The organism is Halalkalicoccus sp. NIPERK01, assembly GCF_030287405.1.
Classification (GTDB): domain Archaea; phylum Halobacteriota; class Halobacteria; order Halobacteriales; family Halalkalicoccaceae; genus Halalkalicoccus.
The window spans coordinates 418,678-437,892 of sequence record NZ_JASVVV010000003.1; the positions used below are offsets into that span (position 1 = coordinate 418,678).

Below are 19,215 nucleotides of genomic sequence, written 5' to 3' on the forward strand. Positions count from 1 at the left end.
TTTTATTTATACGTCTGTACGCGGAGATTCGGAACCCGTTCGAAATCCGAATCTCCCGTTACGAGACGTTCGTCGTGTTCGAGTGAGATTGCCGCAATCATGCAGTCCGCAACTCCGAGCTCTCCGCCCTTTCGGATAAGATCGGCTTGTAAGTCACCCGCTCGACGCGCACAATCCCGCGAGAAATTGAGCCACGTCAGCGACTGGAGCAACTCGCGCGTCGCTTCGTACTCCGCTCGTGATCCGAGATGTCCACCGATCCATAGCTCCGAGGCAGTCACCGGCGTCACCGAGAGATGTTCCCGTTCTCCGTCGAGTTCGCCCATCAGTTCCCGTGCGTCCTCGTTCGCTTCGAGAACGTCGATCAGAAACGAGGTGTCGAGACAGACCATCAGCGGTATCGTTCCGCGATCTTCTCGTTCGAGCGCTCGCGTCCCCCGCGGATCGCTTCTCTGGCTCGATCCGCGGTTTCCTCGCTCCACGCCCCCCAGAACTCCCCGAGCGGGCGCGAATTCAGCAGCCGGTCGATTGCGTCGCCGAAGCTCTCGTCGTCGCGCTTCTCGTCTTTCAGCCGCTCGTAAACCGACTCCGGAATCGAGATGTTCTTCGCTCCCATGGTGTTCTGTGTGTGCTGTGTGGGTAAAAGAGTGCCTGCTATTCGGATTGCTGCTGTAGGTCGAACGCGGACAGACGATAGTCCGATCACTCGAAAACGATCCGCTCTTTCCCCGGCTCCAATCGCACCTCGCCACCGACCGGGATCGGAATCCGTGGATCCGTATGCCCGAAATCGACGTCGAAGACGCCCGTTGCGTCGGGGTTGTACTCCGTCAGCTGCTCGCGGATCTCGCCGTAGAGCCGCTCGCGATAGTCCTCGAAACCGACTTTACGATCCACATGCGGCGAAAACGCCCGCGGGCGGCCGACCATCACGCCCGAAAACCGCCGTAACTAGCCACGTTCGCCGAGCGATCGGAGCAGGTAGCCCACGTCCTGTGCCAGCGGGACCTCCTCGCTGGTTTCGAGAGCCAACACCGCACCATCAAGTGCATCCGGACTCGGAAGATAGCGGCCCGTCTGGAGCTGCCAGTTCAGGATCGCGAAACAGCCGCCCCAGAGTCGGCCCGAAACCTCCTGATCTCCTCGCCAGCGTCACCCGTCGCTTTCGTGCCACTCGCGTGGCTCGCGCGTCTCGAAGTCGTACCACCCCTCCGTCCACTCCTCGGCGGGGCGGATCTCGCCGATTCGATCCTCGAAGAAGGCCCGTCGGAGGTACCGCTCGGTGTAGGGGTGGATCTCGCGATCGACTGCGAGCGTCGGCATGCAGACCGCGCCGTAGCTCACGATCCCGCGGTTCCAGAGGAAGAGCCGGACGTTGTCGTTGTCGCTGTAGCCGAAAAAGCGCGTGGGGCTGTCGGTCAGCCGGTCGGGATCGAGGTGCGGGAGGATTCGAATCTGGTCGTCGCCGCCGGTGACGGCCATCACTCCGCGGATCGAGTCGTCCTCGAACGCCCGCATGAGGTCCTCGGCGCGGGCGGCGGGATTCGCTTCGAGCCACTTCGTTTCGCGCGTCGCGGTGTCGAAGACGACGGGTTCGAGGTCGAAGACTTCGCGAAGCCGATCGCGCGCGATCGTCAGCCGGTCGTCCCCGATCGGGCGTGACGGAGCGACGAGCGCGATGCCATCACCCGGTTCGAGCGGCGGCGGGTGAATCGGATCGATCACATTGGTGGTTCTCGCGGGTCTGGTATGGTCGTTCCGATGGATTCGAATTTCGAAATCTCGCTTCGTTTTTCACAGCGTATCGTTCCTCTTATTACGATGTGCGAACTGGGTCCGGGTGATGAGCGACGAGGACACGGTCGACGGGGAGCAACGGACGATCCTTCTCATCGGGAGCGGCCCGATCCAGATCGGACAGGCCGCCGAGTTCGACTACTCGGGCGCGCAGGCCTGCCGGGCGCTTCGAGAGGAGGGAGTCCGAGTCGTCCTCGTCAACTCGAACCCCGCGACGATCATGACCGACCCCGAGATGGCCGACAAGGTGTACATCGAGCCGATCACGACCGAGGCCATCGCGGAGATCATCCGGAAGGAGCGTCCCGACGGCGTGATCGCCGGACTGGGCGGGCAGACGGGGCTCAACGTGACCGCGGAACTCGCCGAGGAGGGCGTCCTCGAGGAGCACGACGTCGAGATCATGGGCACGCCCCTGGAGACGATCTACGCGACCGAGGACCGCGACCAGTTCCGCGAGCGCATGGAGCAGTTGGGCCAGCCGATGCCCCGCTCGCGCACTATCGAGTCGGTCTCCGAGGTCGAGTCGGCGGTCGAGGCCGTCGGCGGCCTGCCCGTGATCATGCGCACGACCTACACGCTCGGCGGGTCGGGGTCGGGCGTCGTCGAGGAGATGGACGAGTTGAAAGAGTCGGTCCGCAGGGGGCTTCGCCTCTCGCGCAACAACGAGGTCCTCATTACTGAATCGATCGCCGGCTGGGTCGAACTCGAGTACGAGGTGATGCGCGACGCGGACGACTCGTGCATCATCATCTGCAACATGGAGAACATCGACCCGATGGGCATTCATACTGGTGAGTCCACTGTCGTCACCCCCTCGCAGGTGATCCCCGACGACGGCCACCAGGAGATGCGCTCGGCGGCACTGGAGGTCATCCGGGATCTGGGCATCCAGGGCGGCTGTAACATCCAGTTCGCCTGGCGCGACGACGGCACGCCCGGCGGCGAATACAGGGTGGTGGAGGTCAACCCCCGCGTGTCCCGGTCCTCGGCGCTGGCCTCGAAGGCGACGGGCTATCCCATCGCGCGCGTGACCGCGAAGGTCGCGCTGGGCAAACGGCTCCACGAGATCGACAACGAGATCACCGGCGAGACCACCGCCGCCTTCGAGCCCGCGATCGACTACGTCGTGACGAAGGTTCCGCGCTGGCCCAAGGACAAGTTCGACGAGGTCGACTTCGAACTCGGCACCGCGATGAAAAGCACTGGAGAAGCGATGTCGATCGGGCGGACCTTCGAGGAGTCGCTGTTGAAGGCGCTTCGTTCGACGGAGTACGTCCCCGACGTCGACTGGAAGGAGCTTTCGGACGCCGAACTCGAAACCGACTACCTCGAGACGCCCTCGCCGGATCGCCACTACGGGATGTTCGAGGCCTTCTCGCGGGGCTACTCGGTCGAGGAAGTGTGCGAACTCACCGGGATCAAGGAGTGGTACACGGAGCGCTACGAGACCGTCGCCCGCGCGGCCGACGCCGCACAGGACGGCGACTTCGCGGGCGCGGCCGAGATCGGCTTCACCAACGCGCAGGTCGCGGCGGGGATCGACGCCAGCGAGGCGTCGACGATCCCGCAGGCCGACGGCGGCGCGATCGACGCGGTCGAGGAGAGCGCGCCCGAGCGCGACTTCAAGCAGGTCGACACCTGCGCCGGGGAGTTCGCGGCCTCGACGCCGTACTACTACTCGGCGCGCGCCCGCGGCGACCGACTGGGCCGCGACGAGGTGCAGGTCGACACCGACGTCGAGAGCGTCGTGATCGTCGGCGGCGGCCCCATCCGGATCGGCCAGGGCGTCGAGTTCGACTACTGTACGGTGCATGCGGTCCAAGCACTCCGGCAAAACGGGATCGAGGCTCACGTCGTCAACAACAACCCCGAGACCGTTTCGACGGACTATGACACCTCCGACGGGCTGTTCTTCGAACCCATCACCGCGGAGGAGGTCGCGGACGTGATCGAGACCACGGGTGCCGACGGCGCGATGATCCAGTTCGGCGGCCAGACCTCCGTCGACATCGGCGAACCCCTCGAGGAGGAGATCGAGCGGCGTGGACTGGACTGCGAGGTGCTGGGCACGACCGTCGACGCGATGGACTTAGCGGAGGACCGCGACCGGTTCAACCAGCTGATGGACGAACTGGGGATCGCCCAGCCGGAGGGCGGGACCGCCACGAGCGAGGCCGAGGCCCTCGATCTCGCCCACGGGATCGGCTATCCGGTGCTGGTGCGGCCCTCCTACGTCCTCGGTGGCCGGGCGATGGAGGTCGTCCACTCCGACGCGGAACTGGAGGAGTACATCGAGGAGGCGGTGCGGGTCGCGCCCGACAAGCCGATCCTCGTCGACAAGTTCCTCGAGGGGGGCGTCGAACTCGACGTCGACGCCGTGAGCGACGGCGAGCGCGTCCTGATCGGCGGGATCATGGAGCACGTCGAGACCGCGGGCGTCCACTCGGGCGACTCGGCGTGTATGATCCCCCCGCGCTGGCTCGAGGCCGACGCGATGGGACGCATCCGCGAGGTGACCGAGAAGATCGCCCGCGCGCTCGACACCGTGGGACTGCTCAACGTCCAACTGGCGGTCTACGACGGCGAGGTCTACGTCCTGGAGGCCAATCCGCGCTCCTCCCGCACCGTGCCGTTCGTCTCGAAAGCGACGGGAGTTCCGATCGCGAAGATCGCCGCGCAGGTGATGGCGGGCGCGAGCATCGACGATCTCGACGTCTCCGAGGGGATTCCCGAACAGACCAGCGTCAAGGAGGTCGTCCTCCCGTTCGACCGCCTCCCCGGATCGGACCCCCGGCTCGGCCCCGAGATGAAATCCACCGGGGAAGTCATGGGCACCGCCGACTCGTTCGGCAAGGCCTACTGGAAGGCCCAGCAGGCCGCCGGGGCGGTCCTGCCGCGGGGCGGGACCGCCGTGATCGACCTCGACGTCGACGGATTCGAGGAGTTCTACGAGGTCAAGGAGTACGAGGACGTCCCGCAGGCGATCCGCGAGGGGAAGGTCGACCTCGTGATCACGCGCGACCGCGAGTCACTCCAGACGGCCGTCGAGGAGGACGTCACCTACTACTCGACCGCGCCGAGCGTGCAGGCGGCGTTGGACGCGCTCAGCGCCCGCGACGAACCCCTCGACGTGCGGGCGGTCTCCGAGCGCCCCGTTCGAGAGGCAGAGTGGGGCCGGTGACCGACGGCGAGTGAATTTCCAACGCGTACCGGACGGATGGCAGGAACCGTCACGAAACTAGCGTGGCGGCCATCTCACCCTTCTGCAGATTCGGGGACGAAGTCGACTCGGTCCGATCCGATTACGACGTACAGAACACCGTGATGGCCTGTGAATTCGTGTGATACGTCGTCACGGGGGTCGAATTCGAGTTCGAGCGCGTATTTCCGACTGGGTCGGACGACATCATGGATCAGTGTCGCTCGATCGGGTGCTACCGATAGCTGGTCCGAAAAGACGGTCTCGGATTGAATAAACGGAATCGCGTCGCGCCGCCGGATCGTACACGAAATCGTCGCCGGATCGTCCGTTTCGTTTTCGAAACATATCAGCGTGTGAGATACTCTCGCCCTCGAAGTCCGACTACACCCTCCCGTACACGCCGCAAAAACACCAGCGAGCGACCCGAGCAATCGACGTCGATACATCTCAAAAATTTTGGTTATTATACTATAAAATCGTTGTGGAGATCAAGACCGCTCCGATACTTCCGCTTCTCGCTGTTTCACGGCGGTTTCCCGAGTGGCGGATGACGAAAGCGCAGCGATGAGTGGGATACAGGGTCGGACGGTCGATCCCACCGTAATTGGTAGTGGGTTCAAAGCGAAGATCACACCTCGCCGGGTAAACCTTCAACCGCCTCGCGGTTCTCACTCGAGTCATGGCCATCGAAACCGTGCTGGTGGCGGGCGCGAGCGGGGAGACGGGCCGCGAGATCATGAACCTCCTTCGGACCACGGACCTCCGGGTCCGCGCGATGACGCGCGACCCAGAAACGGTCGGTCGACTGGAGCGGTTGGGAGCCGACGAGGTGATCGTCGGCAACCTCCTCCACCGGGCGGACGCCGACCGCGCGGTGCGGGACGTCGACGCCGTCCTCTGTGCCGTGGGGACGAAGCCGGGACTCGACGCGCTCTTCGGCGAGTTCGTCGACGGCGAGGGCGTGAGCAACCTCGTCGACGCCGCGAGCGAGGAGGGGATCGAGCGGTTCGTCTTCGAGTCATCGCTCGGGGTGGGCGATGCCGAGGAGGGCCTTCCCCTCCCCGCACGGGTCCTCATCGGGCCGATCCTGCGGGCGAAGGAGGAATCGGAGAGCCACCTCCGGGAGTCGGGCGTGCCCTACACGATCCTCCGGCCGGGCGGGTTGACGAACGGCCCGCCGACGGGGGAGGTCGTCGTCGGCGAGGGCGGCGACTCGGTCTCAGGGCGGATCTCCCGGGCCGACGTCGCGCGCCTGATGGTCGCCGCCCCTTTCACGCCCGACGCGGAGAACCGCACCTTCGAGGTCGTGAGCCGCGAGGGGCTTCGGGGGTCGCCGAAAAACGTCGTTCCGATGACGTGGACCGAGCCGAGCGCGGTATAGATGCCTACTAGGGGTTCGGAACCGACCCCAGTCGCCAGTTAGCAAGAGTGATACGCTCGCGCGAGCAACGGCCCGCCGATGGCTTCCGATCGGGACGTCGAGCCGATGTGGGCGGTCGAATCGGGGGTTCGGCCCTCGCCCCCCGAGGGGACCCCGTCGCTGATCGCCCACCGCGGTTTCGCGGGGCAGTACCCAGAGAACACCGTGGGCGCGATCCGGGCCGCCGGGAAGGAAGCCGACTGGATCGAGATCGACTGTCGCCCGACCGCCGACGGCGACCTCGCCGTGTTTCACGACCACCGGCTGGACCGCCTCACCGCCCGGAGCGGCCTCGTCGCCCGGACCCCGAGCGAGGTCGTCTTCGGGACCGAGGTGCTCGAGAGCGACTTTTCGATCCCGCGTCTCGACCGGGCGCTCGCCGCCGTCCCGCAGGACGTCGGCGTCGTCCTCGACCTCAAGGGCAGGTTCGGCGTCCTCTCGACCGGGGACGGGCCGGCCGAGAACTGGGACTGGGTTCGTTCGGCGCTCGACACCCTCGCGGGGTTCGACCACCGGGTCCTCGTCTCGACGTTCTGGGAGGGCGCGCTGGCGGCCGTGAGCGAGGGTTCCGACGTCCCGACCGCCGTCCTGTTCGGCGAGGACCCCGAGACCGGTCTGGCCCTCGCCCGCCGATACGGCTGTACGGCGATCCACCCCGCCGCCTACCTCCTCACGGACGCCGCCGTCGGCGATAGAACCGACCTCGTCGACCGGGCACACGAATCGGGGATGCGGATCAACGTCTGGTCGCCCGCCACCCGGTACGAGGCCGCGCTCCTCGCGGCCAGCGACGTCGACGGCGTCATCACCGACTACAGCGACGTACTGACGCCCCGGCGGGTGCTCCCGCCCTAGTCGGCGGTCGCGACCGGCCGGTCGGCCAGTTCGAGGACGCTGTCGAAGAAGTCGAGCGAGTCGTGGGGCCCCGGGTTCGCCTCGGGGTGGTACTGGCGTGTGATCACGTCCAGCTCGTCGTTCTCGAGCCCCTCGGCGGTGTCGTCGTTGACGTTCACCTGGGTCACGTCGAGCTCCGGACCGGGCTCGGCGACCGTGTAGCCGTGGTTCTGCGTCGTCATCACCACCCGTCCGGAGCGCAGGTCACGAACGGGCTGGTTGACGCCGCGGTGCCCGAAGACCATCTTCTCGGTCTCGCCGCCCAGCGCACGGGCGACGATCTGCTGGCCGAGACAGATCCCCGCGATGGGGAGGTCGCCGACGAACTCCTCGACCAACTCCCGTGCCGCGGTGAAGTTCGCGGGGTCGCCCGGGCCGTTCGAGATGAACAGCACGTCCGGGTCCAACTCCCGGATCTCCGCGGGCGTCGTGTCGTAGGGCAGGACGTGGACGTCCGCGCCGCGGTCGGTCAGCGAGGAGGTGATCGACCCCTTCGCGCCGCAGTCGATCAGCGCGACGTCGTACTCGCCGCCTTCCACGGTGTAGCGCTCGTCGACGCTGACCTGCGCGCCGATGTCGGTGTGCTCGCTCATCCCCTTGCACTCGGCGAGTTCGGCGAGCGCGTCCTCGGGAGTGGCGTCGGGGCCGGCGGCGATCCCGCACTTCATCGCGCCCGTATCGCGGATCTCCGTGACGAGATCCCGCGTGTCGAGGTGGTCGATCGCGGGGATCTCCTCGTGTTCGAGCCACGCGGCGACGTCGTCGGTGAGTTCGAGTGCGACGACGGCCCGTGGGTGGACCCGCTCGGACTCGAATCGCTCCTCTCGAACGCCGTAGTTCCCGATCAGGGGATAGGAGAAGGTCAACACCTGTTCTTCGTAGGAGGGGTCGGTCAGGCTCTCCTCGTAGCCCGTGTACGCGGTCGTGAAGACCAGCTCCCCTCGCGCGGTTCCGGGTGCGCGAGCGCGTGCTTCGAGTACGCGACCCCCCTCGAGTGCCAGGTAGGCGTCCGACATTACGAGATGCGTACGAACACGCCGAGTATAAACCTTGCTTTCGAAGCGAAGTTACGAATTTCGTAACGATAAAGCTCCCCGGTACTCAACCCGTAGATCTCAATGGACGAGTTGGATCGAGAGATCCTCGACGTGCTGCGCCGGGATGCCCGGATCCCGTACACGGAGATCGCGGATCGGGTCGGAACCAGCGAGGGGACGGTCAGAAACCGGGTCGACCGGATGCTCGAAACCGGCGTCATCGAGCGCTTTACCGTCGCGACCCGGACGGGCAACATCAAGGCGATGATCGAACTCGGCGTCGACGTCGCGGTCGACACCACCGAGGTCGCCGAACGGATGGCCGACTGGAGCGCCGTCGACTTCGTCTGGCAGGTCAGCGGCGAGGAGGACGTCGTCCTCGTCGTCGACGCCGCCGACACGCGCGAGGTCAACGACCTCATCACGCGCGCCCGCGACATGGACGAGGTCGTCAGCACCACCACGCGGCTGATCCTCGACGAACAGCGCTAGCCCTCCGGGGGCGTGCCGACGCCGGGCGTCGAATCCGTGAGCTGACCCTTGCGTTCGTGGATCCGGCGATAGCCCCGCTGGAGGAGTCGCGCGAGGGAGCCGCCTGCGACCTCGGGTTCGACCCGTCCCGCCCGGATCGCCTCGACGACCGACTCGGGAGTGGGGTCGGCGTCGACCCGCGTGTAGGCGCGTCCGACCTCGATCGGGTAGTGAGCGTCGCTGCCGCCGACCAGCGGGATCCCCCGTTCCCGTGCGATCTCCCGCACCAGCGGCCACGTCCGGGGGTGTTTGCCGTTGCATTCGATCGCGTCGAAGGCGACGTCGGTCTCACGGATCGTGCTGTTGCGAAACGGGTGGGCGATGATCGCCACACAGCCCCGGTCGTGGGCCAGTTCGACCGCCTCCTCGGGGGTGAGTTCCCCTTTCTCCGTCCGGGTGGGCGGGTCGGGTCCGAGGACGACGACGTGGCCCTTCGTCGTCGAGATCTCGATCCCCGGGATCGAGAGGAACTCCCCGACGGGATCGCCGAGCGGCCGGTAGTAGTCGTGGTTCGTCAGCGCCACCCCATCGAGCCCGCGACGCCTGGCGACCGCGGCGAGGGCGGCGTGGCCGTAGGGGTCGAACTGAGCAGCGAGGCGGTCGTGGCCGTGGAAGAATCGCGTGTGGGCGTGGAGATCGAGCGAGAGCACACCCCCGCTACGTGTCGCCAACGCTTTGCGTTTGGGTCTCCTCGATCGGGTATGGCCGGTGACGAGGGCGACTGTGTCGTCGTGGTGAACCCCGAGAGCGGCGGAGGCGACGACGACATATCGGAGATCCGCGAACTGGCGGCCGAACACGGCTTCGAACTCGCGGTCTCCGAGGAGGCGGGCGAACCCGTCTCGTTGGCCCGCGAGGCGGTCGAGGCGGGCGCGACCCGGATCGGGGCCTGTGGCGGCGACGGAACGGTAAACGAGGTCGTCCGCGGGATCGACGCGGCCGACGCCCTCGACGCGACGACGTTGGGGGTGATCCCCGCGGGCACGGGCAACAACTTCGCGGGCAACGTCGGCATCGAGGGCGTCGAACACGGCTTTTCGCTGCTCGCGGGGGGCGAGACCCGACGGATCGACCTCGGGGTCGCCGGCGACGAACTGTTCGTCAACTCGTGTGTCTGCGGGCTGACAGCCGACGCCAGCGAGGCGACCTCCTCGGAGCTGAAGGGCCGATTCGGCGAACTCGCGTACGTCTTCAGGACGATCGACCGGATGCGCGATTTCGAGTCCATCCCGCTTCACGTCCACGCCGAGGACGAGGGCCAGGTCTGGGACGGCGACGCGATGTTCGCCCTGATCGGCAACGCCCGTCGATTCCCCGCCGGCGGGAGCCAGCAGGCGAACGTCGAGGACGGCCTGTTCGAGGCGACGATCATCGAGGACGTCTCGACGGGGCAGTTGGTGCGCGAGACCGCGGCCCGGCGACTGCTCGGCGGCGAGGTGAGCAGCATCCACCGGTTTACGGCCCCGTCGATGACCGTCGAGGTCAGGGGCGGGGAGCCGGTGTCGTTCAGCTTCGACGGGGAGATCGCGGAGTTCGACCGCCTCTCGTGTCGCGTCCGGCCGCGGACCCTCGCGGTCCGCGTCGGCGACGCCTACGACCCGGTTCCGCCCGAACCGGAGGATGTTTGACCCCGCCCGCAGATATCGGGGTATGAGCGTTCAGGACTCGGCGGGCGAGGAGACCCACGAGAACGCCCGTCAGAACGTCGTCGCGGTCGACGCCGACGACACCAAGCAGGGCGTGGTGAACAGGCTCGAAGCCCACACCGGCGACGGGATCCGCCACCGGGCCTTCACGGCGCTCGTCTTCGATCACGACGGTCACGTTCTGCTCGCCCAGCGAAGCCCCGAGAAACGCCTCTGGGACACCTACTGGGACGGAACCGTCGCCTCCCACCCCGTCGACGGCCAGAGCCAGGAGGCGGCCACCGAGGCCCGACTCGCCCAGGAACTCGGCGTCGAGTCGAGCCAGTACACCGACCTGCGCGTGACCGACAAGTTCGAGTACAAGCGCTACTACCCCAACGAGGGCGTCGAGTGGGAGGTCTGTTCGGTCCTCAAATGCACGCTCGACGACACGGCCCTGAACCCCGACGAGGCCGAAGTGGCGGGGCTGTTGTGGGTGCCCTACGAGCGCCTCTACGACAACCCGAACTGGTACCGCCAGCTTCGGCTCTGTCCGTGGTTCGAGATCGCGATGCGCCGGGACTTCGACTGATACGCTTTCGGATCCGGTGGGCCGTTTTCGTCGTCCCGGATCGCTGGCGAGCGCTTATGTGTGACGGACACGAACTGGTATCGATGACCGAGATCGTCCGAACCGAGGGTGTACTCGGCGGGAAAGCCCGTCTCGACGGACGACGTATCTCCGTCTTCCAGATCGGGGAGATGATCGTCGACAGCGACTACTCGCCGGAGTACATCGCCGATCAGCTCGACATCTCCCTGGCCGAGGTCCACACGGCGCTCGCGTACTACTACGATCACCCCGAGGAGATGGACGCGATCAGGCAGCGCCGTCGCGAGACGGTCGAGCGGTTGAAAACGCAGTCGAAAGCGCCGGACGCCGCGATACAGTAGATGGAGCGGCTCCGATTCCTGGCCGACGAGCACGTCGCGAGCGCGTACGTCACGATCCTCCGCTCGAACGGCTACGAGGTTTGAGCCGTCGGCCGGGATTACGAAGGCGGAATCGAAGACGTCAACCACCTCGATCGCTGCCGACGTGATGGACTCGTCGTTCTCACCAACGACGACGATTTCGTCCGGCTCGCACGGGACCGCTCACACGCCGGAATCGTCTACTACGAGCGACAGACGCTCGCTCCCAAGGAGTTCCTGCGTGCGATCAGACAGATCGACGGGTTCTTCACTCCGGACGAGATGCGAGGTCACATCGAGTGGCTGGACGGCTGGCTGTGACCTCCGTCCCCGAGATCGCGATGCGCCGGGACTCCGACTGAGGGCCTTTTTGTCTCCGGCGCGAGAAGCGCGTGTATGGCACTCGACAGCCGCGTCTATCGCCTCGTCGACGACCCCTCGAACGTCTACCTCGTCGACGACGGCGACCTCACGCTCGTCGACGCCGGGGTTCCGGGGAGCGCGAAGCCGATCCGCGACGGGATCCGCGCGCTCGGTCACGCCGTCGTCGACGTGGATCGCGTACTCCTCACCCACTACGACTACGACCACGTCGGCGCGCTCGCCTCCCTCGGCCTCGACGCCCCGATCCACGCGGGCGAACCCGACGCGACCTACGTGACGGGGGCGGCGAAGCCGCCGCTCTCGAACGCGAAGGGGCTCATGCAGCGCGTTCTGGGTCGAAACCTCGATTTCCCCGACCTCACGTCGCTTCCGGTGACCGACGACGAGGAGATCGGCGACTTCCGGGCCTACCGCACGCCGGGTCACACCGCCGGCCACACGGTCTACCTCCACTCCGGGTTCGACATCGCCTTCCTCGGGGACTGCGTCCGGGAGAGCGAACACACCCTCCAGCCCATGCCGGGCTGGCTGTGTGCGGATTCCGATCGAAACCACGAGAGCATCAAGAAGCTGTCCGAGCGAACGCCGACGTTCGACTACGGCGCGCCGGGCCACGGCGACCCCATCACCGCGGGCGCGAGTGCCGTCCTCCGACGGGTTGCGGCCGGACTGTAAGGCCGAACCCTTATTCGGTCGGATCCGATACGACTAGACATGGCGATCAAGTACTACGACCTCGTCCTCCTCGGCGTCCTCGGGAGCCTCGTCCTCGGGGGCGCACTCGGCGCGTTCACGGCGGTCGGGACGGTCCCCGCCGTGGTCGTCACGGCCGGGTTCGCCATCGCCCTGATCGCCCACGCGCTGTTCGTCCGCGGCCCCGTCGACCGGGTCGGGGACCTCACCGACGAGGTCGAGCAGGTCGGTCCCGTGGACCTCTCGAACTAGCGCGTCGTCGACCAGACGGCCACGAACCCCAACAGCACCGCCGGAAGCAGGGGGAGGACGAGGTACGCGACGAAAAACGGCAGGGCGTCGGGCGGGTGAAAGAGGATGACCGCGGGCGCGACGAGGAAGGCGAAAACGATCACGCCGACGAGCGTCCAGCCCCGCCAGTCGAACTCCCGCTCGTCGGGGCTGGTCGCGGGCTCGACCCCCGGCTCGTAGACGTACCCCCGGTCGTTACTGTCGGTCATGATCACACCGATCTGCGACGGCCAAGCGAGGGCAAACTCGTGCCGTAGCCTGTCGAACCGTGCGCACGTGACGTCGGATCTCCCAGGACCGACAGTAGTCACCCATCACCTACAGTTCACTGTCCGGAACCACAACTACCTTTCCGAATCCCTCGCGCTCCTCGATGATCTCGTGGGCGCGGGCGGCCTCGCTCATCGGCAGCGTTTCTCGAATTTTGGGCTCGAAGGTGCCGTCCCACACCAGCGAGAGGGCCGTCTCTGCCTGCTCGGGGGTGGCCATCGTCGAGCCGATCACCGAGAGCTGGTTCCAGAACATCCGGTTGAGCCCGGCGTCGGGGTTCGGCCCCGTGGTCGCCCCGCAGGTGACGATCCGCCCGCCCTTCGCGAGGCTCTTCAATGACTCGTCCCACGTCGCCTCGCCGATGTGATCGACCACCATGTCGACGCCCCGCCCGTCGGTCAGGTCCTTGACCTCGCTTCCGAACTCCGTCTCGGCGTAGTTGATCGTCTCGTCGGCGCCGATCTCGCGGGCGTACTCCAACTTCTCCTCGCTGCTGGCGGTGGCGTAGACGGTCGCGCCCGCGTGGGCGGCGACCTGCACGGCGGCGTGGCCCACGCCCCCCGACGCCCCGAGGACGAGGACGTCCTCGCCGGCCTGGAGTTCGCCGCGCTCGATCAGCATACGCCACGCCGTTTGAAAGACCAGCGGCGCGGCAGCGGCGGTCTCCCACTCGACGCCCTCGGGCACGGAAACGAGGTTGGCCTCGGGGATCGCCGCGTACTCGCTGTGGACCCCCCGGACGTGCTCACCGATGATGTGAAAGCGCGGGTCGAGCGTCGGGTCGTCCATGCGCTCGTCGCCCACCCCCGCGATGAGCGCGACCCGGTCGCCCTCCGAAAAGCGGGTGACGTCCTCGCCGATCTCGCTCACGACGCCCGCACAGTCGCTGCCGGGGACGTGGGGCATCTCCAGATCGAGTCCGGGGAGTCCCTTTCGCGTCCAGATGTCGAGGTGGTTCAGCGCGCCGGCCTTCACGTCGACGAGCACCTCGTCGCCCTCGATTTCGGGATCGGGGAACTCGCCGTACTCGATTACGTCGCGCCCGCCGTGTTCCGCGAACTGGACTGCGTCCATACGCGTGGGCATGGATAGCGCACCCAAAACTGTACTGGTGGCGGCCTTTTAGACGCTGGCGCGAGAAGGTCGATTATGGCCGAGGAGACACGACACGACCACGGGAACGGCCACGACCACCACGAGGGCGAGGGCCACGACCACGATCACGACCATCACGCCCACGACGCCGAGGAGATATCGGCGGGCGTCGTGACCGTCTCGACCTCGCGGGGGACCGACGAGGACCCCGCGGGGGACGCGATCATCGAGATCCTCGAAAATCACGGGATCGAACTGGCCCACCGCGAACTCATTCCCGACGACTTCGACCGGGTCCAGCAGACGGTCGACACCCTCACCGACCGGGACGACGTCGACCTCATCGTCACGACCGGCGGGACGGGCGTCACGCCCGACGACGTGACCGTCGAGGCCGTCGAACCGCTGCTCGGCAAGACGCTTCCGGGGTTCGGCGAACTGTTCCGCAGGCTCTCCTACGAGGAGGTCGGCACCCACGTCGTCGCCACGCGAGCGATCGCGGGCGTGGCCGATGGCGTCGTCGTGTTCTGTCTTCCCGGCAGCGAGAACGCCGTCCGTCTCGGATGTGAGGAGATCGTCGTCGAGGAAGCCTCGCATCTGGTCGGCCTCGCCGCCCGTGATCTCGCTGCCGAGGAGGACGAAGACGAGGAGTGACTCGCCTTACGACGGCAGGGGACAGAGGCTCGCGGTGAACACCACGGTGTCGTCGGTGTCGTTTCGCGCGCCGTGGGCGACCCCGCGCTCGTGGAGCACGACCCCCGGCGCGGCGACCTCCTCCTCGCTGTCGCCCTGAAGCACCGTCACGACCCCTTCGAGGACGTGAAAGACGTTCGTCGAGTCGCCGTGTTCGTGCGCCGCCAGTTCGGCGCCCGGCCCGAGCGCGAACGCCTTGACCAGCACGTCGTCCTCCGCGACCAGTTCCTCGCTTATGACCTCGCCCTCGTCGGGGTCGAGGTCGGGATAGCGATCGAGTCCCATGCGTCGGACTCGACGCGCCGGCCCAAAACTCCCGCGGTCGTCACAGCTCCTCGGCGACCGCGTCGGGGCCCAACAGTTCGGGATCGACGATCAGGTCCGCGAGCGGCCGGGCGAACTCCGGCAGCGAGTCATCGGCGTAGACGACGATTTTCACGGTTTCGTTCAGTTCGCGCGCGACCGGGATGCCCGTGGCGTGAACCGTGTCCGTGATCACGAAGACCGAAGCGGAGTCGATCCCCGCGGTTTCGAGCGCCTCGCGGTCCGCGAACCCCTCGATCCGAGTCACTTCGAAGCCCTCCCGTTCGAGGGCCTCGCCCAGTCCCTCGGCGTCCTCGCCCGCGATGATGGCGTTCATTCGTACTCGATGGTCGCCGGCGGCTTGTGCGTCACGTCGTAGACCACGCGCGCGACGTTCTCGTTCTCGCCGGTGATTCGGCTCTGGATGCGCTGGAGGGTCTCCCAGTCGATCTCCTGTGCGCGGGCGGTCATGCCGTCGCGCGATTCGACCGAGCGGACGGCGACGACCCAGCCGTGGACCCGGTTGTCGCCCTTTACCCCAGTGGCCTTACCGATCACGGCCGCGAGCGCCTGCCACGGCTCGTAGGCCTCTAGCTCGTCCTCGACGACGTGACACGCCTCGCGCGCCACCTCGAGTTTCTCCTTCGTGACCTCGCCGATCACGCGCACCGCGAGGCCCGGTCCGGGAAACGGCATGCGCTCGGCGACGAGTTCATCGAGACCGAGTTCGCGCGCGACCTCGCGGACCTCGTCCTTGTACAGATCGCGGACGGGTTCGACGATCCCCTCGAAGTCGATCCGCTCGGGGAGGCCGCCGACGTTGTGATGCGACTTGATCCCGCCCTCGCTCTCGATGCGGTCGGGGTAGATCGTTCCTTGAACTAGAAAGTCGGCGTCGGCGTCGCGCGCCTCGCGCTCGAACTCCCGGATGAATCCTTCCCCTATTACCTCGCGTTTCTCCTCGGGGTCGGTCACGCCCGAGAGCGCGTCCAGAAAGCGCTCCTCGGCGTCGACCACGCGAAGCGACTCCATGTACGAGAACGTTTCGCTCACCTGCTCGGTCTCGCCCTTTCGCATCAGCCCGGTGTCGACGTACACCGGAGTGAGCTGGTCGCCGACGGCCTCGTAGGCCAGCGCCGCCGCGACCGAGGAGTCGACCCCGCCCGAGAGCGCGATCACGGCGTTGGCGTCGCCGATCTCCTCGCGGATCTCCGCGACCGCCTCGTCGACGAACTCCTGCGGTCGGACCATCAGGCCTCGACCTCCCGAGTGGTGCGCTCGAGGACCGCGTCCACGAACCCGACGAAGGGCGGACTCGCCCGGCCGGGCCGCGAGCGGAACTCGGGGTGGAACTGCGTCCCGAGGAAAAAGGGATGGTCCTCGAGTTCGAGGATCTCCATGCGGTTTTTCGCCCGCCCCGAGAAGGCGAGCCCCTCGGCCTCTAGCTGCTGGATGTACTCGGGGTTGACCTCGTAGCGGTGGCGGTGGCGTTCGGTACACACCTTCGCACCGCCGTAGACCTCGCTCGCGAGGGTCCCCGGTTGAATATCGGTGTCGTGGGCACCGAGGCGCATCGTCCCGCCCATGTCCTCGGTCTCGTACTGCTCGGGCAGCAGGTCGATCACCGGGTGCGCGGTGTCGGGGTCGATCTCCGTCGAGTGGGCGTCCGCCAGTTCGCAGACGTGCCGGGCGTAGTCGACGACCGCCATCTGGAAGCCCAGACAGAGCCCGAGGTACGGGACGCCCTCCTCGCGTGCGTAGCGCACCGCCTCGAGCTTTCCGCGCGTCCCCCGCGAGCCGAACCCGCCGGGGACGACGATCCCGTCGGCGCCCGTGAGACGTTCCTTGTGGGCGGCGGCCATCTCGTCCGAGTCGACCCACCGGACGTTCACCTCGACGTTCCGTTCGAGGCCGGCGTGTTTCAGCGCCTCGTGGATCGAGAGGTAGGCGTCCTCCAGGGCGTACTTGCCCACCAGTGCGACGTCGATCTTCCGGTCGGCCTCCTGGGTGACGAGTTCGCGCCACTCGTTCTTTCGCTCGCCCGCGGGCAGCGCCTCTCCGGCGAGGCCGAGCCGTTCCATCACGTACTCGTCGAGGCCCTCGGACTCGACCATCAGGGGCACCTCGTAGATGTCCTCGACGTCCGGGTTCGAGAACACCGCCTCGGTGGGGACGTCGCCGAACAGGGCGATCTTCTCCTTCGTCTCCGGTTCGAGGCGGTCGTCACACCGCCCGACGACGATGTCGGGCTGGAGGCCGATCGACCGGAGTTCCTTGATGCTGTGCTGGGTCGGCTTGGTCTTCTGCTCGCCGTTCTTCGAGTACGGGACCAGCGTGACGTGCGTGAAGAGGACGTCCTCCTCGTTTTCCTCGTGGGCGAACTGCCGGAGCGCCTCTAAGTAGGGCATCCCCTCGATGTCGCCGACGGTGCCCCCGACCTCGACGAGACAGACGTCGGTCCCCTCGGCGGCCTCCCTGATTCTTCGTTTGATGTCGTCGGTGACGTGGGGGATGATCTGGACGGTCTTGCCGAGGTAGTCGCCCGCGCGCTCCTTCTCGATGACGTGCTGGTAGGTCTTGCCCGTCGTGACGTTGTGCGTCGAGGTCATGTCGACCCCGAGGAAGCGCTCGTAGTTCCCCAGGTCGAGGTCGACCTCGCCGCCGTCCTTTAATACGTATACCTCGCCGTGCTGGTAGGGGTTCATCGTCCCCGCGTCGACGTTGAGGTACGGGTCGATCTTCACCGCCGTCACGTCGAACCCGGCGTTCTTCAGCAACCTGCCCGTGCTCGCGGCGGTGATCCCCTTTCCCAGCCCGCTCATCACGCCGCCGGTCACGAAGATGAACTTGCGGCCGAGAGAAGGATCGTAGTCGGTGTCCGGTTCGGTCGGCATACTGACCCTGTGCGAAGGGGATAAAAAACCGTTTCGGGACGGTCCCTCAGGGCGTCCCCTCGTCGAAAAACCCCGCGGCCTCGTCGATCCCGAGGACGAACTCCGGGCCGAACTCGCCGGCCGGGGTCCGGTAGCCCGGCGAGACTTCGCCGTCGAGCACCCGCTCGGTTACCGCGAGCGCACACGCCCCGGTGACGACGTATGGGTCCGACATCCGCAGGCGCGAGACGACGCGCTCGTCCCCGTCGCTGGCCTCCCCCCAGAAGTAGGTCGACCCGCGCTCGCGGGCGCGCTCCGAGGGCCCCTCGCGGGCGACCTGTGCGACCCGTTTCAGTCCCTCCCGAACGGGGCCGGTCGCGAGCAGCGGGGCGACGTACCGGTGGGCCCGCAGCGCCAGCCGCGTCGGCGGCGGCGCGAAGACGTAGACCTCGACGTTCGGGACTCCCGTGGTGTAGTAGCTCGTGGAAACGTCGCCCAGCGGCATCGTCACCGCGGGGCGGGTCCCCCGCCCGAAGTCGATCCGCCGGGACTTCCAGCCCGCGGGGACGTGGACCAGTCTGCCCTCGTCCCTGATCGCCCCGCCGTCCTCCAACCCTTCCAGCAGCGTCGTGATCGAGCCCACGGAGGGCGGCCGGAACGTCTCCGCGCCGAGCGCGAGGTGGGTCGCCCCGGGGAGGCGCTCGGCCAGGTGGGCCGCCAGGCAGTCCATCGGCACCGACGAGAGGCCGGTCGCTGGAAAGAGGGTGATCCCGGCGTCCTCGGCCTCGTCGCTCCGGCGTCTGATCCGCTCGATGACGGGAATCTCGCCGGTGATGTCGACGTAGTCCGTCCCACTCTCGAGACAGGCCTCGACGAGTTCGTCCGCGGTGTTCGAGAAGGGGCCGGCGCAGTTCAACACGCAGTCGACGTCCGATAGCTCCTCGGCGACGACCGCCGGATCCGAGAGGTCGAACCGGCGGTGTTCGAGGCCGAGGTCGGCGGCCTGTTCCGCGAGCGCCTCGCCGTCGCGGCCGGCGAGGATCGGCTCCAGCCCCCGGTCGGTCGCCTCCCCGGCGATCAGCCGGCCGTTGTAGCCGTACGACCCGTAGATCAGAAGCGTCGCCATGCC

22 protein-coding genes and 1 pseudogene are annotated in these 19,215 nt (G+C 67.1%); 11 read left to right on the top strand and 12 right to left on the bottom strand.

From position 1 onward, the window contains the following. Window positions 1-2: 2 nt before the first annotated feature. The 3 genes and pseudogenes from QRT08_RS11775 to QRT08_RS18840 all read right to left on the bottom strand — a co-directional run bounded on the left by QRT08_RS11775 (window position 3) and on the right by QRT08_RS18840 (window position 1,722). Window positions 3-392, bottom strand: a complete 390-nt coding sequence (locus QRT08_RS11775; RefSeq protein ID WP_286046151.1) for a PIN domain-containing protein — start codon at window positions 390-392, stop codon at window positions 3-5. Next, complete coding sequence (locus QRT08_RS11780; RefSeq protein WP_286046152.1) at window positions 392-616, bottom strand: antitoxin VapB family protein; 225 nt, start codon at window positions 614-616, stop codon at window positions 392-394. The genes QRT08_RS11775 and QRT08_RS11780 overlap by 1 nt, the downstream gene beginning before the upstream one ends. An 86-nt stretch (window positions 617-702) precedes the next feature. Next, a pseudogene (locus QRT08_RS18840) lies at window positions 703-1,722 on the bottom strand (S66 family peptidase). A gap of 121 nt (window positions 1,723-1,843) precedes the next feature. Here QRT08_RS18840 and carB point away from each other — a divergent pair. The 3 genes from carB (at window position 1,844) to QRT08_RS11805 (ending at window position 7,277) form a co-directional block, all read left to right on the top strand. Then, complete coding sequence (gene carB, locus QRT08_RS11795; RefSeq protein ID WP_286046154.1) at window positions 1,844-4,981, top strand: carbamoyl-phosphate synthase large subunit; 3,138 nt, start codon at window positions 1,844-1,846, stop codon at window positions 4,979-4,981. A 700-nt stretch (window positions 4,982-5,681) separates the two neighbouring features. Beyond that, complete coding sequence (locus QRT08_RS11800; RefSeq protein WP_286046155.1) at window positions 5,682-6,383, top strand: SDR family oxidoreductase; 702 nt, start codon at window positions 5,682-5,684, stop codon at window positions 6,381-6,383. A gap of 78 nt (window positions 6,384-6,461) precedes the next feature. After that, a complete protein-coding gene (locus QRT08_RS11805; RefSeq protein WP_286046156.1) occupies window positions 6,462-7,277 on the top strand; it encodes a glycerophosphodiester phosphodiesterase in 816 nt (271 codons plus the stop codon). Here the strand turns inward: QRT08_RS11805 and carA are convergent. Next, entirely contained in the window at window positions 7,274-8,332 is a 1,059-nt protein-coding gene (carA, locus tag QRT08_RS11810) for a glutamine-hydrolyzing carbamoyl-phosphate synthase small subunit (RefSeq protein ID WP_286046157.1), read from the bottom strand. The two genes, QRT08_RS11805 and carA, sit on opposite strands and share 4 nt — an antisense overlap. Window positions 8,333-8,434: 102 nt before the next feature. Between carA and QRT08_RS11815 the strand changes: the two genes are divergently transcribed. Continuing rightward, window positions 8,435-8,845: an Lrp/AsnC family transcriptional regulator gene (locus tag QRT08_RS11815; RefSeq protein WP_286046158.1), complete on the top strand. Its 411-nt coding sequence runs from the start codon at window positions 8,435-8,437 to the stop codon at window positions 8,843-8,845. On the opposite strand, the gene QRT08_RS11820 is transcribed toward QRT08_RS11815, so the two are convergent. Further along, a complete protein-coding gene (locus tag QRT08_RS11820; protein ID WP_286046159.1) occupies window positions 8,842-9,534 on the bottom strand; it encodes a PHP-associated domain-containing protein in 693 nt (230 codons plus the stop codon). The two genes, QRT08_RS11815 and QRT08_RS11820, sit on opposite strands and share 4 nt — an antisense overlap. A 51-nt stretch (window positions 9,535-9,585) precedes the next feature. Between QRT08_RS11820 and QRT08_RS11825 the strand changes: the two genes are divergently transcribed. The 6 genes from QRT08_RS11825 (at window position 9,586) to QRT08_RS11850 (ending at window position 12,813) form a co-directional block, all read left to right on the top strand. Beyond that, a complete protein-coding gene (locus QRT08_RS11825; RefSeq protein WP_286046160.1) occupies window positions 9,586-10,512 on the top strand; it encodes a diacylglycerol/lipid kinase family protein in 927 nt (308 codons plus the stop codon). 22 nt (window positions 10,513-10,534) lie between these two features. Further along, a complete protein-coding gene (locus QRT08_RS11830) occupies window positions 10,535-11,101 on the top strand; it encodes an NUDIX hydrolase (RefSeq protein WP_286046161.1) in 567 nt (188 codons plus the stop codon). 83 nt (window positions 11,102-11,184) lie between these two features. Further along, window positions 11,185-11,463, top strand: coding sequence for a DUF433 domain-containing protein (locus tag QRT08_RS11835; RefSeq protein ID WP_286046162.1), 279 nt, complete (start codon window positions 11,185-11,187; stop codon window positions 11,461-11,463). 111 nt (window positions 11,464-11,574) lie between these two features. Continuing rightward, window positions 11,575-11,805, top strand: coding sequence for a DUF5615 family PIN-like protein (locus QRT08_RS11840; protein WP_286046234.1), 231 nt, complete (start codon window positions 11,575-11,577; stop codon window positions 11,803-11,805). A 75-nt stretch (window positions 11,806-11,880) separates the two neighbouring features. Next, window positions 11,881-12,543 carry an MBL fold metallo-hydrolase gene (locus QRT08_RS11845; RefSeq protein ID WP_286046163.1) on the top strand — a complete coding sequence of 221 codons (663 nt, stop codon included), beginning with the start codon at window positions 11,881-11,883 and terminating at the stop codon, window positions 12,541-12,543. A 39-nt stretch (window positions 12,544-12,582) separates the two neighbouring features. Further along, window positions 12,583-12,813, top strand: a complete 231-nt coding sequence (locus tag QRT08_RS11850) for a DUF8015 family protein (RefSeq protein ID WP_286046164.1) — start codon at window positions 12,583-12,585, stop codon at window positions 12,811-12,813. On the opposite strand, the gene QRT08_RS11855 is transcribed toward QRT08_RS11850, so the two are convergent. After that, window positions 12,810-13,061: a DUF7977 family protein gene (locus QRT08_RS11855; protein WP_286046165.1), complete on the bottom strand. Its 252-nt coding sequence runs from the start codon at window positions 13,059-13,061 to the stop codon at window positions 12,810-12,812. The two genes, QRT08_RS11850 and QRT08_RS11855, sit on opposite strands and share 4 nt — an antisense overlap. A 109-nt stretch (window positions 13,062-13,170) precedes the next feature. Beyond that, a complete protein-coding gene (locus QRT08_RS11860; RefSeq protein WP_286046166.1) occupies window positions 13,171-14,196 on the bottom strand; it encodes a zinc-binding dehydrogenase in 1,026 nt (341 codons plus the stop codon). A gap of 75 nt (window positions 14,197-14,271) precedes the next feature. On the opposite strand from QRT08_RS11860, the gene QRT08_RS11865 reads away from it, so the two are divergent. Beyond that, complete coding sequence (locus QRT08_RS11865) at window positions 14,272-14,871, top strand: MogA/MoaB family molybdenum cofactor biosynthesis protein (RefSeq protein WP_286046167.1); 600 nt, start codon at window positions 14,272-14,274, stop codon at window positions 14,869-14,871. Window positions 14,872-14,877: 6 nt separating this feature from the next. Here QRT08_RS11865 and QRT08_RS11870 read toward each other — a convergent pair whose 3' ends face one another. From QRT08_RS11870 to QRT08_RS11890, 5 genes are read right to left on the bottom strand one after another with little or no spacing between them, the layout of a single operon-like run. After that, window positions 14,878-15,195 (bottom strand): cupin domain-containing protein, encoded by a 318-nt coding sequence (locus QRT08_RS11870; RefSeq protein WP_286046168.1) that lies wholly within the window; start codon window positions 15,193-15,195, stop codon window positions 14,878-14,880. Window positions 15,196-15,235: 40 nt separating this feature from the next. After that, the gene (locus QRT08_RS11875) at window positions 15,236-15,550 is read right to left on the bottom strand and encodes a DUF7126 family protein (protein WP_286046169.1); all 315 of its coding nucleotides are present in this window, start codon (window positions 15,548-15,550) and stop codon (window positions 15,236-15,238) included. Further along, entirely contained in the window at window positions 15,547-16,464 is a 918-nt protein-coding gene (guaA, locus tag QRT08_RS11880; protein ID WP_286046170.1) for a glutamine-hydrolyzing GMP synthase, read from the bottom strand. Before guaA ends, QRT08_RS11875 begins: the two co-directional genes overlap by 4 nt. Beyond that, a complete protein-coding gene (locus QRT08_RS11885) occupies window positions 16,464-18,107 on the bottom strand; it encodes a CTP synthase (RefSeq protein WP_286046171.1) in 1,644 nt (547 codons plus the stop codon). Before QRT08_RS11885 ends, guaA begins: the two co-directional genes overlap by 1 nt. A gap of 46 nt (window positions 18,108-18,153) precedes the next feature. After that, window positions 18,154-19,212 (bottom strand): saccharopine dehydrogenase family protein, encoded by a 1,059-nt coding sequence (locus tag QRT08_RS11890; RefSeq protein WP_286046172.1) that lies wholly within the window; start codon window positions 19,210-19,212, stop codon window positions 18,154-18,156. Between the last annotated feature and the right edge of the window lie 3 nt (window positions 19,213-19,215).